Below are 13,795 nucleotides of genomic sequence, written 5' to 3' on the forward strand. Positions count from 1 at the left end.
CGAAAGGGGATACTCCCGTCGGTCGTCTCGACGATTCGCTCAACGAGATCGTCACATGACGGGAAACAGCACAGCCGTTGCCAGTCAATCGAACGAGGCGCTCACTGCATCTGCGAGCACGCCCGGTTCGCGGTAGTGCTTGCTCACGGGTGGAATCTCCTCATCGAGATCAAGCAGGTCATAGACGGCGGTCATCGCCGTCCGCACCGAGTACTCGACGGTGAACACGACGTCACGTTGGAGTTCGGCGTACTGCCCGAGGAATGCGAGATTGTTCGAGCTATCGGGGACGACGAGCGGCCGGTCGCCGGGCGTCCGGGGCTGGAAGTGAGCCGTAATGAACGGCATCATACACGGCACGCAGTCTACGTCCTCCAGGATTTCCGGCAGGCGATCCTCACACTGCAGGTGATAACAGAGCTCTTCGAGGATCTCTCGTCCTGTACATTCGGACATCTTCTTTTCGACGTAGTCACCCTCTTGGTCTGTGAACAGGGCGTATCCCCAGAAGAGTTTCACGTCGTCAGGCTGGTTCGGGAAGTGCGGCTGGGCTGCGACGACAGTGGACAGAAGCCAGGACGAGTCGACGTATGTTACCAGCCCGTTGCCCGGCTCCTCGTCAGTGAATTCGACGATATGATCGAACAGATCAGTGTTGTGCAACGTGACGGTAAAGGACTCCCACTTGGTCTCCTGAACATTGCCCGCGAAGACCTCGGGGTCGCCGAATCCGGTGTTGTCCTCGGCGATCGACCGCCACAGCTCCCAGGACGCGCCGGTCTCGTTCGTTTCGGGTGCTTCGTCCCATGCCCCGAGGTCCGAGCCATCGGTCATCGAACCGTTGGTGAAAAAGACTAGGTCCGTGGAATCGACCTCGACGCTCTCAGTGCCGTCTCCGGTTTCGTAGTGGAGCCGCTCGACAGTCCGCCCTACTCGAGAAGTCACGATGTCCATATCGATCACGCGACAGTCCTGCTGGAAGTCGACGCCACGAGTTTCGAGCCAGCGCCGAAGCGGCAGGATCATCGAATGATACTGATCGTACTTGGTCCGGTCGATGTCTTCTAACGTGTGTAGACCGGGGAAGACGTGCAAGAAACGGTACATATACCGGCGGACCTCAGCGACGCTGTGCCACGGCTGGAAGGCGAAAATCGTCGCCCACAAGTACCAGAAGTTCGTCTCGAAGAAGTCGTCGTCGAACCACTCTTCGACCCGGGTGTCTCCAAGTCGTTCCTCCGGTGTAAGCAGAAGTCGAACCAGCGAGAGCCGGTGGTGCATCTTCAGTTCGAACTGCGAGGCATCGAGACGGGTGCCATCCTCGACCAGCCGCGTCTCCGCATATGACTCGTGGATCTCGTTGAACTCGTTCATCTCTTCTTTGACCGAGATACTGGGGTCCTCGAGGGAAGGGATCGTCCGGAAGAGGTCCCAGGTACATTCGTAGGCGGGGAAGTTGAACATGCGCCCACCGCGGATAACGTACCCTTCGTCGGGATTGCCTGCACCGTCCATTGCCCCGCCAACGACGTCAAGTTTCTCGTAGAAATGAACGTTCTCGCCAGGCATGTTTCCATCGCGAATCAGAAACGCCGCGGCGGCCAGGCCGGCGATGCCACCGCCAACGACGTGGGCTTCGCGGTCAGCGACGTGTGGTGTCTGTTCACCAAACATGCAATCCCCCCAGCGACGCGTTCGTTCGGGAACGATCATAGGCCGTCATACCGTCTGTATTCGTCTGAAGTGCGGGTAGTGGAGTCATAGATATACTTCTGGATCGCTGCCGACCTAACAGGTGCACCTGACGTTTCATCACACTTAAACTGGGGATGGTCAAGTACATAATGTATTCCAAAATATATACCGTAATTCATACAGTCTATCTAACTTTATTTGGTATAACCACCTGTTCAGGTAGTTAATCCGTTAGTAGGCAATCAATGATCATACCACGCTATTGATCATGTGGCCGACGAGACGACGTTGGCCGCGCCGGAATTGCTCAGAATGCCACGTGCCACGTGACAAATCCGAAACGATCCCCGATCGCCTCGAGCGGATCAGTTCGACCGCCCAGGAGATCATCGACGTCGTCAGCGAGGTGACCGATGGTGAATGACCGATCGCTTCTGCTCGAGATCATCACTGCACTCGAGGAACAGGACCTCGATCGAGGAGAGTACCAACTACAGCGGATGATCGTCGCCGAAGCCCTCGAGCGGCTTGTAGACTTGACGGGCCCACAGACTGAGACTGATCTCGAGGTTTGATTCTCGGTTAGTGAGTTCCGTGTGGTGGTGACATCATCCGATGTGGCCGTGCTCAAAACTTCGTAGAACAGACTACCAAGACAAGGGTGTCAGAGGGTTTTCAGGAGTCCACGTGGACTATGGCTACTTCGCAAGCGAATAGAGCTTCTGACGGGCGTCTCGAAAGGACACTCGTTGCTCAACTAACTCCTGTTCCTCAAGCCGAGAGATCGCATATCGAGCAGTCCGAGATGAAAGTCTGGTTTCCGTGACCAGTTCTTTCTGTGTACACTCTCCCTCGAATTCCAGCGTCTTGTAGACCAACTTTGCACTCGGTGGTAAGTCCTCGAGCCGTTCTTTTGCGCTGCTCACTGTCTGTAGGACTTTTTCGAAGTAGACGCTATAGGTCGTTTCGCTTCGACAGTTCGACTCGTTCCTCGAGAGCACCGAGAGACTACGCCAAGTCGAACCGGAGTTCATTCCTGTTCCCAAGTGACCGCACGGTGTGATTTCTGTGGTGCCAGATGGGTGGACACCATGACAGACCATCCGACGCTTTCGGAGTTCGCCACGAGCGAGTCAACTGACTCGAGACCGGGCAGTCAGCCATCGACTGACGAGACCGTGACGATGACGGCTGACGAGCGGGTTGCAACGTATCTCATCGAAGACCAAATGGCGGATCTCACAGACGCAATTCGCGAAGCCGTCCAAAACGGCATCGACAGTCCGGGTTCATCCCGTGTGTTGGTCAGCATCTCGCCTGAACGATCGATCATCCTCGATGACGGCGCTGGTGTCGATCTCGAGTCGACCGACGGGCGGCGAAACCTCTCAGTGCTGGGTGCAGGAAGCAAGCAACGAGCAGACGACGAGACAATCGGCGAGTGGGGCATCGGCAAGGGTGCGATCATCGCGAAGGGCGCGGTTCACATCTGGAGTCACAACGCCGCACTGTGCTTTGACTACCGAGATCGACGCGATTCAGGACCGTGGGCGGACGTCAGTGGGCGCGATGGCCATCTCGTGGACGCTGAGCATCATCTCGAGGGGATGCTCGTCGAGATCGATCACTACGAAGATGAAGTGCCCGATCCGGACAGCTACCGCTGGCGGCGCTACGTTCGCGATCTTCGCAAGCGCTTCGCGTACGTGCAATCCCGAACCGGCGTCTCGGTCGTGATCAACGGCGAACCGGTTGACAAGGGCGATCCATTCGAAGCGGTGGCTGACTCTCCACACCCATCACTCACGCGCGAAACTGACGATGCGATCCTCGCACTCGAGTACACGCCCCACGAGGGACTCGATATCTACAGCAATGGTCTGTACGTGACGACAAAACGCGAGTACGGACTCGGCGGGGTCGTCGTCTCGAAAGGGAATCTGACGCTGAACTTTGCCCGAAACGACATCCAGTCGGGCTGTGACCGCTGGCAGCGGATCGACAACGCACTCGAGCAGACACGTGACGATCTATATGCTGAGGTTTCAGACGATCGGCTGACCGCCGAGAGTCGGGAGGTAATGATCGAGGCGATGGCATCCGAGTCATCGGACGAGCAGTGGGCCGATCGCAAGCTGTTCCAGCTGGCGACCGAGTCCCGCATCAGTCTCGAGGAGATCCAGGCGGCCCCGAAAATCGGGTGGGTCGGCGGTGCCGAAAAAGGCGCGGACAAACTCGTCGAGCGTGGTTACGTCGTCCTCGATACGAGTGATTCGGCGACGCAGCGGCTTCGCGACCTCGCCACTGATGAGGACACATCGATAGCGGTACCGGAGACGTTCGATGTTGGCGAGCAAGCAGAGTCAGAAGGTGTGTGGACAGGCTATCATCGGGTTGAGGACGAATCGCAGTTGAACGCTGATCAGCGACGGTATCTCCGCTTCGCTCGAGTGCTCGCACGGGAACTTGGGATTGAGCGAGATGTGTACTATGGCGAGGCAAGTGCCGATGCCTGGACCGACGGCAGGACTTACATCGTGATCACCGACTCGGCAGTGACGAGCCGCCAGCGTGCGGTCTGGATGCACGACCTGTATCTCGTAGTGTTACACGAAGCCGCTCACGAAACCTCGAGTCGTGATCGACCCTCGCACGGGCATCACTTCGAGAGTACGTTTCGGTCGCTCGTGGAGGATCCGGATAATCGAAGTTCGTTCGCGAAGCTTGCCCAGCAGGTCGTCGACGAGGGATTCGAGTCCGTGTTTGACAAGTATGAGGTAGACCTCCAGCAGAGCGCAGCCGTCGCCTCTGGCCAAGTTCGGTAATAGAGCGGCAAAGTGGAAGATCCACTCGAGTAGAGTGCAGCGGCTCGAGCTCGGTATCGTGTGCTGATCTCCGGATACAGATTCGCTCTTCGAAGAGTCGTTAACACTGCTCTTCTGGGGATGTGATCCGAAGTTCGTTCTCGACTTCGTAGAAGTATCCGCGCTCGAGGAGGCGAGTAAGTGCGTGCTCGACGTCTCGTTGCTCGAGTGCTAACTCTGCATCGGCGACTAGGATGTCGGTGGCATCGTCGTAGTCGATCAGCGGAACACTGTCTTCTTCGTGGTCTGGCCGACATGCCTGCGTACACAGCCGGTCGTAGCACTCGAGAATCCACTCCGGAAGTGGTGGGCGTGGATCTGTGACGCGAGCCATTGCAGTTCTGTCTCGTTGTTTCGGGAGTCATCCGCATAACAGTATCCGTCGAATGCGCTCCTCTCGCAGGAACAGTGTACTCCCTTGTTAAATTGAACTGACCATTTCCACCATGTTGTTGAGCGGCGCGGAGAGACAGATACCAAAGGTATTCCCGAACGCAGCAAAGCATCACTGCAGGCCGGTCTCGAGTTCGGCAACAGTTCCTGCCATCACACACAAAGCCATACAGGCAGCCACGAGTGTGTCTGAGTGCGAAACGAGTGGAATTACTTAGCGTTCAGGGTCTCGACACGACAAGTATGGCTGGACAGCCATCTTCACGTCCGGCGAGAGCACTGAAAGCAGGTGGGCCACCAGCGGCCATCACCGCAGCTATCGGCGCTGGAGCAACTGGCGTCGCCGGCAACGGGATCAAAGCACAAACGAAACCCATCGCCGATGGCGTCGCACAGACCATCGGCCTCGGCCCGCAGTTGGGACCCGTCCTGCTTCTGGTACTCGCTGTGCTCGTACTCGTCGTCGCGTTCGTCGTTCCCGGCATCTTCGAGGGCACGTGACGAAGTTCGTCCTGATAGAGAGACGAGCGCAGGAAGGTTCCCAAGTGAATGGTATAGCATTGGGCGCAGAACTGACCCGCGCGTGCTATTATACAGCCAGGCGAGTGTGATCGATTGAACAATAAGCGTAAACTGGTACGTCGTCCAGAACCCCGAGACGTCGTAGGCGGGCACACCGTAGAGATAGAACATAGTCTTACGAAGAGTATCGATCATAGCGCATCGTACAAATCACGTTAATAAAAAGTATTGAGGAGTGTTACTGAATAAGAAATGCGGACACTCATTTTATTTCTTTGAGCACTTCTCGGCGTGTTTCCAGTGGAGAAACACTGCTCTTGGTTGTTTATTCCCACCCATCCACATATCGAGTGGACATGAAAGAAACAGATGGTCCCGAATACTGTGGAATCGGTATTCGAGGTGTCGCTATCGGAATTGATTCGTTCGTGTGGATCGCACTCCTGTTCGTTGCGATCCTCATCACAGGTGCGTTTACCGGTGAGCTTGAAACCGGAGCCCAAGGACTGAACGCAGATTTAACCGGTGCTCCAGCGTCTATCGCACTTGGACTGTGGTTCGTGCTGGCGCTTGGCTACCACACGGTATTTGAGTGGCAGTTCGGAAAGACGATCGGGAAAGCGCTGGTGAATATCCGTGTAACGACTGAGAATGGGGCATCCCTGACGCTTGGGTCATCACTGATACGGAACGTATTGCGTCTCGTCGATTGGTTACCTGCGTTGTACCTTGTCGGGATCGTTGGGATGATCGTTTCAGATCAGCGCAAACGTCTCGGCGATAGAGTAGCAGGGACAACAGTCGTCAGGTCGTAGTCGACTGTTCGTTCTTCATGTCGTGTAGATATATCGTAACGATACTACCCTCCGGAGTATTCGCGTTGAATTGCAGATCACCACCTAATTGGGTAACAGCCCAGTTGACAACCCAGAGCCCGATTCCCTGCCCGTGTTTGAGTTGTGTTTCCGTGCCGGCGGCCAAGATTTGTTGCTCTCGCTCGGGCAGCCCAGGGCCGTTGTCCGCGACGGTAATCTCAGCTGTTGCTTGCGTATCCTTTCGAACACTGACTTCAACCTGCGGTGGATCTGTGCTCGTGTGTGTGAGAGAATTTTCTACTAATTCGGAGAGGGCCTGTTGGACCACAGTTCTGTGAGAGGAAATCCATAGCTCGTCTGGACAGTTGATCGATAGTTCGCCCGAAACGTCACTGGTTCGGAACTGATCAACGACCGTTTTCGCTACGTCTGCAAGGTTGACTGGCTCCGGCGGGTTGGTACCTGCTGTCATGACCTCTTCGGCCTCTCTGGCCTTTTTGCTGAGTTCAAGCAGTTCAGTTGCGCTCTCTCGTACCCCACTCTGAACTTCGTCCTCGTCGATGTGGTCGGCATATGCGAGTACGACATCTAAGTTGTTCCGTACGTTGTGTCGAAGAACTCGGTTGAGGACTGTGAGTTGCTGCTCTCGAGTTTGTCGGTCGGTCACATCCCGAAAGAGTACGGTACTGGCAACAGGGTCCTCTTCCCCATCGGTATCTGCCTCGTCAACGGCGGAGACACTGTACTGGAACTGGCGACGTCCCTTCGCTGTCTGGAGAGTCACGGTACCTGTGGCTCCTGCGGTCAATTCTGTTTGCTCGAGCCCATCGATTACTGATCGTATCGGTTCACCAATCATCGTTGCCGCGGTGTGGTCGAATAGATCTACAGTCGCCTGATTACAGTCGAGAATGTGGTCCTCCCAATCAAGCACGACAACAGCTTCCTGGAGAGTTTCAACGACGCGTGTGCGAGCGATATAGTCAGCCTTTGGGAACCCGGTCATCACCGGGTATCGTCGCATGGCGACCGTCAGAAGGCCGCCGGACAAGAGGAGACCGACCACTGCACCGTTTGCAACGTTGGTATTGTTCCCAACGAGGCCGACTAGATACGGTGCTCCGACACCGGTTGTCAGTACTGCTATTTGGGTGTTGGAAACACGGGCGTGACTGCCACCGAGATCGGCCAGGAGATACGTCGCATACAGAAACAGTACCAACAGATACAGTAGTTCAGTCCCCAGCATCGTTGCCGCGACATATTCAATGACAGACATAGGAGGGCGGATTGCGATGACGAAACCGACCACGAGAACGGGAAATATGATTCCAGCTAACAGCGCAATCCGTCGCCACGTCAGCCCAGTTCCGCGACCTGTGTAGCTGAGTGCATACACGGTCCAAATACCGGGAACAAGGAGAGCAGTACCGAATTGACCCAGATCCAAGATCGTAGAAACCAGGCTTGGAAGCAACAACTCCGGAAGGTTCGACGCGAATGCCAAGATCGACCACAGTGTTAGGGTAGCAAGGAGCGCAATGAACGGCTCCGCACTCGGTTGCTCTCGAGACTGGAACGCTGTCCATGCTGCCCAGCCGAGAAGGATGACCGCGACAGCGTTGGGAGTGAGCACACTGAGAGTCGAGCCAAGTGCCATTCCTCGGATCCTTGACTGGGATTTGTTCTCGAGATACTATATATCCAATGATATGTTTATCTCCGATTACCGAGAAGACACCAAGTGCGGGCTGGCCGAGTGATCCGTCTGTTGTGGACAATCGAAGGAGGCAGCGGTGACAGAATCACCGCTTTTTAACAGTGTTATGCTAAAAACAACCTTTTCAAGTTTGTTCGATCAATCAGTGACTGTCACTACCGCCTCGATTCCACTTTCGTCGAGGGACATCGAGAGTGACGTGGCAACTGCCTCAAACCGTTCCCGATGATGTCCGTCTTCACAGATAGATGTCTCGGTTCGGACAAGACCAGCATCTCGAAGGTCGTTAAGACGACGGTACGCAGTCGGTCGTGAGACGTCAGCGGCTTCGGCGACGGAACGGCCGCTTCGCGGCTGCTCTGCGACGACTTCGAAGACACGACGGGTATACACGTCTCCAAAGAGCTCAAAGATCTCTTCCGTCGTGAGGTCAGGTTCTGTCTGGTCTGTTTGCTGTTTTGCTTGGGGGGCCTTGGGGTGGGCGGACATATTATTGGAGACATCACCTATCCTACTGGATTCCGGTGCTAGGTATTCCGACTGCCGTATTCACGTGACTCTAGGAGTGCAGATACAGCGCTGTGGAGAAGGCCATCAGTTATGGGGACTCACCCCTAAGTCATAGGTAAGCGATCGAGACAGATGCCTGGGAATGACAGTTTGGAGAATCTCCGTGCCCTCGTTGTCGACGATGAGCAGGAAGTCGCAGACGCATACGCGCTTCGACTGCGAGGGTGCTGTAAGGTTGAGACGGCTTATAGCGGTGAGGAAGCCCTCTCGATTATCGATAACTCCCCGGTTGATATTGTTCTTCTTGACCGGCATATGCCCGGTCTATCCGGCGATGATGTGCTCGAGGAACTCGTCGAGCGCGACTTCTATGGGCGAATCGTCATGGTTACTGCAGTCGATCCTGGATTCGACGTCTTAGATTTACCCTTCGACGATTACCTGTGTAAGCCAGTCGACCGTGAGGACGTGCTTGCCGTAGTTGACCAGCAGCAACAGATCCTTTCGTATGAAACGCTCGGCGAGTACTTCAGTGCTGAAGCCAAACGCGCGGTGCTCGAGGGAGAACTGAGCGCAGAACAGCGCAGCAGTAACGAGCGATACGCGGAGCTCGTGGACCGAGCAGAACGACTCGAACACCGGGCACGACGACTGCTTGGTGATGATGAACTTCTCCACCAATTCGATCAGATTGAGCGAGAATATCGTTGAACAAACCTGATCGTGATCTTCCAACGTAATGGGCGCCGCTGTGACATCTGGGAGGACAGTCACGTTGGCAGATTCGCAAATATCAGCACAAGGCCAATGGAAATGAAGCCAAGAGAGGTGATGACTGCATACCAGATGACGCCAATTCCGAGTGCAATATGGCCATTCAGTCCATTTCCCTCCGGTATCCAATAGTCTCGAGCAGGGAGAATTCGTAACGCAGCAAGCGCACTGATCCCTGGGAGGAAGAGATTGGCGACAAGAACACCGCCAATGATACGAACTGCATCACTCCCTGTGACCGTTCCAGTCCCCGCGGAAAGGAGAATCACCACAAGATACGAGAGACACTGTCCTACGAGGAGACCGCCTCCGTTGACATCCTCCTCCGCGTGAACGCGGAGGAATCCCGAGCGGTGGGAGTTTCAGGTTTGCAACCATGGATACCGCCACTTTACGGGAGTTTGCATCTAACCCAGTCGTCGTGGTCGGTGGCTGACTGGCGTTCACGAGAACGGAGTTCTCGTGCAGCCCATCAGAAATCTTCGATTTCTGAGGACGGTGCCAAACCGCCGTTACTCCTATCCTCAGCGTCATTGACTCCCAGTTGTTGTTTTTGCCAGCAGGGAGTCACTGACACGTTGACAGACTTGGAGGTATCGTCGTGCTTGCTCAGGCCGACGGGCACAAGACGAACCCTCCGTGGATTTGCGTTCACCGCGTCGGCATTTCGGATACTGCCTCGTTACGAGGGCGGACAGGCCGTGGTTCGAAAATCTTTGATTTTCGTCATCACGAGAGAGCAAAGCTCTCTCGAACGACCTCCGAAGGTCGTTCGAAATCCGCTCCGTTCCGACCTGACCTTGCCATTGTGTAGGGGTTCCTGTGAGTTGAATGTTTAGGATTGGAAACTCGGCTATGCTATTGTCGGTGGAACGTATCATTGAGTGACGGCGCGTATCCACGGCGTGAACGCCGTGGTATTGCGCCTGTTCAGCGTATAATCGCGGAAGTCAGCCGTTCAGTGTCCCTCCGTGGATTGTGTATTTTCATCGAGATACGCGTCGAGTAGCTTCCGTTGTCCTGCGCGGAGATGGTAGAGCAGCGTCGAGCCGGTAATACCAAGATCGGCTGCGACTTCTTCTGCTGTGCTTCCTCGAGGCGACTCGAAGTAGTCCGCGAGGTATGCAGTTTGAAGGACGGTCTTTTGTCGTTCCGTCAGCCGATCGGTTAGTGCGTCTTGGAACTCACGAGCGGTCGTCACAGAACGTTCTCGTTCCTCCTTTGCAACAAACTCCGCATCGTGCTCACGGCTGATCGTCTCTGCCATACGGCGTACGTCACCGTCCGGCGGGAACTCTACGACGATTTGTCCGGAACCGCTGTCGAAACTCGCTCGTCGGACAGTTCCACCAAGCGATGTGATTGTAAGTAAGGGTGTTGGCTCCTGCACTGTGATTTCGACAGTGCCACCGACCTCCGACTCACGAATGACTCTGCTCTCGTCGATACCATCGTTATTCAGGGCCATGTCGCTGATGTCCTCGACGTCAGCGTCCTCAACTGAGACGAAACAAAGTAACGTATCGTCCCCTTGCGGAACGACTCCTTTCAGTTCTAATTTCGAGTCGAGTGCCTGACTAAGCGTGGTCAAGACCGAGCTATCACCAATTTCAAAAGTGATCTCCGCTACGGTATCGGAGAGCAATAGATTCCGGTTCCGGGCAGCAGTGATTGCAAAGCCAGCTACTTCGCCTAACGTTTCGAAACTGGTACGCTCTCGGTCCGAAAACGCCGCGGTACCGCTTGCATAGACGCCAACCACGCCGTGTACACTCGAGCCGTACAAGAGGGGGATCGCCAGTGCTGATTGCACACCGTCTGCAAACCCAGCGATCCGAACTGATTCAGGAACCTGAGTGCTCTCCGCGAGTGGTTGCACGGTCTGTATACGACCACGTTCGACTGCATTCTCTTCCGGCGTCGTCACCGTATCGTCTTCAAGCGCGTCACAGACAGCCGCATAGGTCTCGCCAGTCTCGCCCGCGACAGCATGAGTGACAAGTTCATCGCTTCCGACATCTCGCTCGCCAACCCAGGCGAATTCGTACAGTGCAGTGTCACCGAGTTCGTGACAGATCGTTTTAGCGATCTCTTCTCGAGAGGTAGCACCAACAAGTGCTGCGAGGATTTCCGAAAGTACGTCTTCGATGACAGCCGTCCGCTTCCGCTCTTGCCGAAGTCGTTCAAGAGACTGTTCCTGCTGTCGATGGTCCGTCACATCTTGCACATAGACTGTGGTTTCATCGGCGGTAGAGACAACAGAAACCTCGAGCCACCGATCCAAGTTGGGGTAATACTCCTCAAACGATGTGTCAGTGACAGACTCTCCCTCGAGGGCAATCAAAAGTGAATCCTCGACGGAACGAGGGAATACTTCTGCGAGAGTGGATCCAACTGCGTCATCCGTGGCATCGATCAGCGTCCGGGCGGTATTGTTAATATCGGTTACAATCCCATCGGACGAAACATACAGAATACCAATAGGGGCGCGTTGGAGTCGATCATCCATAGCTAGTAGCACTGCCTCCGGGTGACACCGGTCGCTGTGTTCTGACATCTGGTTCACTCATTGATTGTCGAACCGAATCTCGAACCGCGCACCACCATTCGTAGCTGTCGTGACGGTTACCGTCCAGTCGTGTGCAGCGACGATTCGATCGACAATCGCGAGGCCAAGGCCTGTTCCACCGTCTCGAGTCGAGTATCCCGGTTCAAAGACAACATCCCGCTCGTCCGGAGGGATACCTGGCCCGTCATCGACGACATAGAAGCCGTTCTCCAGTGCACCAACGGTGATAGTCACCGTGTTCCTTGCACTCGTCTCATGCCCGTGTTCCGTCGGCCAATCGCCAGTGCCCACGCTGTGTTCCACGCTGTTTCGGAACAAATTCTCGAACAGCCTCCGAACACGATCAGCGTCGGCAGTCACAGTCGGGAGTGGGTCAGTCACATTGAAAGAAGCGTGGTCGGTTTCGACGGATTCCCACGCCCTGTTCGCGGCTCTTTCGATCGAGACGTTTTCCGACGGATCCACAGCGATATCGTCGCGTGTGACGGTGAGTACGTCCCGGATAATCTGTTCCATCCGGTCGTGTGCGTTGGAGACCGCGTCGAAGTGCTCGGGATCTCCCGTCTCCTGTGCTGCTCGGAGATGTGCTTTGGCGACATCCAGCGGATTACGAAGGTCGTGGCTAATTAAACTGCTAACTTGATCGACGGTGGATGTTCCAATGAGATCGTGACACTCACTTAGATCTGTAAAAACGATGTACCCGGTATTATCGTCGGACGGGAATATTCTAGCGAAGTACGGCCCTGTTTCATCGAGTCCCTCGAGGCAAATACCGACGCTGTTGCCACGAATGAGATGCGTTACTGGATCCCCAGTAGCGGTTGCGGTAACAACGCCAAAGTGATCAAATAGTGTTGTCACTGGCATCTCAGACGAGAAGCTCTTGAAAACCGTCTCAAAAGCCTCATTTGCCGTTATAATGAGGGGTTCGTCATCCTCTACAGCGTAGGCGATGACTGGATCGGGAAATTCCTCGAGCGTGATCGTGACGCAGTGCTCATCCGTCATCGGTGCCCTGTGTTTTCTGGGGAGGGACAGAGGGTGTTTACCTTTCTGGTTGGCTGGTCAACGCACCACCGACGGAGCAGGTTTCGAGACCTGTTCATACACCATTGTTGAATCAGAGAGACGTTTAGTGTTGTTCGCTGTTTCTGGCTCAGAAACACGGCCTCCATATTTACCTCACTTTCTCCATGAATTACTGATGAAGTCAGCCATAATGGCTTCGTTCCCTATGGAAATCGATCAATTCGCATCCGAAAACGCAATAATGGAGACTGATGCACCGTTCCAACTGGAGAATAGCTACACACTCGACATCGCCGTCGACGGATCAGTGCAAGCGAAAGCCGGTTCGATGATCGCGTTTACGGGCGATCTATCGTTCACCGGAAAATCATCCGCGGAGGGCGGAATTACTGGATTTATCAAGCAAGCTGCGACCAGTGAGGGCACGCCTGTGATGTCGGTCGAAGGACAGGGACACGCCTACCTCGCTGATAGCGAGAAAAAAGTCCAACTCCTTGAACTCGATTCCGATGATTCGATCACCGTCAACGGCGAGGACATCCTCGCGTTCGACCCGAACGTCTCATACGAGATTTCCTCCATGGATACGCTCGCCGGGGCATTCGCAGGCGGGTTCACAAACGTCTACCTCGAAGGCCCGGGATACGTCGCGATCACCACGCACGGCGATCCCATTGTCCTCGAACCACCCGTTTCGACTGACCCGAGTGCGACGGTCGCCTGGAGTGGAACTTCCCCAAACGTTCAAGTCAACAAGAACCTCTCCGACATGATCGGTCAGGAGTCCGGCGAACGCTTCCAGATGGAGTTTGATGGCGACACCGGATACGTTGTCGTTCAACCGTACGAGGAACACGCTGGAGAAAGTTAGTCTCGAAACTCGCAAATATTCCGCTTCGGC

Annotated in this window: 13 protein-coding genes and 1 pseudogene; 7 read left to right on the top strand and 7 right to left on the bottom strand. The window is 55.1% G+C overall.

From position 1 onward, the window contains the following. Positions 1 to 84 precede the first annotated feature (84 nt). Positions 85 to 1,674 (bottom strand): oleate hydratase, encoded by a 1,590-nt coding sequence (locus tag BDK88_RS00005; protein ID WP_092936169.1) that lies wholly within the window; start codon positions 1,672 to 1,674, stop codon positions 85 to 87. Positions 1,675 to 2,023: 349 nt separating this feature from the next. On the opposite strand from BDK88_RS00005, the pseudogene BDK88_RS00010 reads away from it, so the two are divergent. After that, a pseudogene (locus BDK88_RS00010) lies at positions 2,024 to 2,119 on the top strand (DUF955 domain-containing protein); the annotation flags it as partial. Then, a complete protein-coding gene (locus BDK88_RS00015; RefSeq protein WP_242611585.1) occupies positions 2,109 to 2,270 on the top strand; it encodes a hypothetical protein in 162 nt (53 codons plus the stop codon). The pseudogene BDK88_RS00010 and the gene BDK88_RS00015, both read left to right, overlap by 11 nt. 123 nt (positions 2,271 to 2,393) lie before the next feature. On the opposite strand, the gene BDK88_RS00020 is transcribed toward BDK88_RS00015, so the two are convergent. Beyond that, entirely contained in the window at positions 2,394 to 2,621 is a 228-nt protein-coding gene (locus BDK88_RS00020) for a MarR family transcriptional regulator (RefSeq protein ID WP_130498600.1), read from the bottom strand. Positions 2,622 to 2,786: 165 nt separating this feature from the next. On the opposite strand from BDK88_RS00020, the gene BDK88_RS00025 reads away from it, so the two are divergent. Beyond that, positions 2,787 to 4,520, top strand: coding sequence for an ATP-binding protein (locus BDK88_RS00025; protein ID WP_130498601.1), 1,734 nt, complete (start codon positions 2,787 to 2,789; stop codon positions 4,518 to 4,520). A 100-nt stretch (positions 4,521 to 4,620) separates the two neighbouring features. On the opposite strand, the gene BDK88_RS00030 is transcribed toward BDK88_RS00025, so the two are convergent. After that, positions 4,621 to 4,893, bottom strand: a complete 273-nt coding sequence (locus BDK88_RS00030; protein ID WP_130498602.1) for a hypothetical protein — start codon at positions 4,891 to 4,893, stop codon at positions 4,621 to 4,623. Between the two features lie 302 nt (positions 4,894 to 5,195). Between BDK88_RS00030 and BDK88_RS00035 the strand changes: the two genes are divergently transcribed. Both BDK88_RS00035 and BDK88_RS00040 read left to right on the top strand, forming a co-directional pair. Then, a complete protein-coding gene (locus BDK88_RS00035) occupies positions 5,196 to 5,453 on the top strand; it encodes a hypothetical protein (protein ID WP_130498603.1) in 258 nt (85 codons plus the stop codon). Between the two features lie 377 nt (positions 5,454 to 5,830). Then, the gene (locus BDK88_RS00040; protein WP_130498604.1) at positions 5,831 to 6,289 is read left to right on the top strand and encodes an RDD family protein; all 459 of its coding nucleotides are present in this window, start codon (positions 5,831 to 5,833) and stop codon (positions 6,287 to 6,289) included. On the opposite strand, the gene BDK88_RS00045 is transcribed toward BDK88_RS00040, so the two are convergent. Further along, positions 6,279 to 7,949, bottom strand: coding sequence for an ATP-binding protein (locus BDK88_RS00045; RefSeq protein ID WP_130498605.1), 1,671 nt, complete (start codon positions 7,947 to 7,949; stop codon positions 6,279 to 6,281). The genes BDK88_RS00040 and BDK88_RS00045 overlap by 11 nt on opposite strands. Positions 7,950 to 8,147: 198 nt before the next feature. Beyond that, complete coding sequence (locus BDK88_RS00050; RefSeq protein ID WP_130498606.1) at positions 8,148 to 8,498, bottom strand: winged helix-turn-helix domain-containing protein; 351 nt, start codon at positions 8,496 to 8,498, stop codon at positions 8,148 to 8,150. A gap of 153 nt (positions 8,499 to 8,651) precedes the next feature. Between BDK88_RS00050 and BDK88_RS00055 the strand changes: the two genes are divergently transcribed. Next, positions 8,652 to 9,230 carry a response regulator gene (locus BDK88_RS00055; protein ID WP_130498607.1) on the top strand — a complete coding sequence of 193 codons (579 nt, stop codon included), beginning with the start codon at positions 8,652 to 8,654 and terminating at the stop codon, positions 9,228 to 9,230. Between the two features lie 1,021 nt (positions 9,231 to 10,251). Here BDK88_RS00055 and BDK88_RS00060 read toward each other — a convergent pair. Both BDK88_RS00060 and BDK88_RS00065 read right to left on the bottom strand, forming a co-directional pair. After that, complete coding sequence (locus BDK88_RS00060; RefSeq protein WP_130498608.1) at positions 10,252 to 11,802, bottom strand: bacterio-opsin activator domain-containing protein; 1,551 nt, start codon at positions 11,800 to 11,802, stop codon at positions 10,252 to 10,254. Positions 11,803 to 11,859: 57 nt separating this feature from the next. Further along, entirely contained in the window at positions 11,860 to 12,873 is a 1,014-nt protein-coding gene (locus BDK88_RS00065; protein WP_130498609.1) for a sensor histidine kinase, read from the bottom strand. A 226-nt stretch (positions 12,874 to 13,099) separates the two neighbouring features. Between BDK88_RS00065 and BDK88_RS00070 the strand changes: the two genes are divergently transcribed. Continuing rightward, positions 13,100 to 13,765, top strand: coding sequence for an AIM24 family protein (locus BDK88_RS00070; RefSeq protein ID WP_130498610.1), 666 nt, complete (start codon positions 13,100 to 13,102; stop codon positions 13,763 to 13,765). The last annotated feature ends 30 nt before the right edge of the window (positions 13,766 to 13,795 follow it).

The sequence above is a fragment of the Natrinema hispanicum genome, from assembly GCF_004217335.1.
In the GTDB taxonomy this organism is placed as follows: domain Archaea; phylum Halobacteriota; class Halobacteria; order Halobacteriales; family Natrialbaceae; genus Natrinema; species Natrinema hispanicum.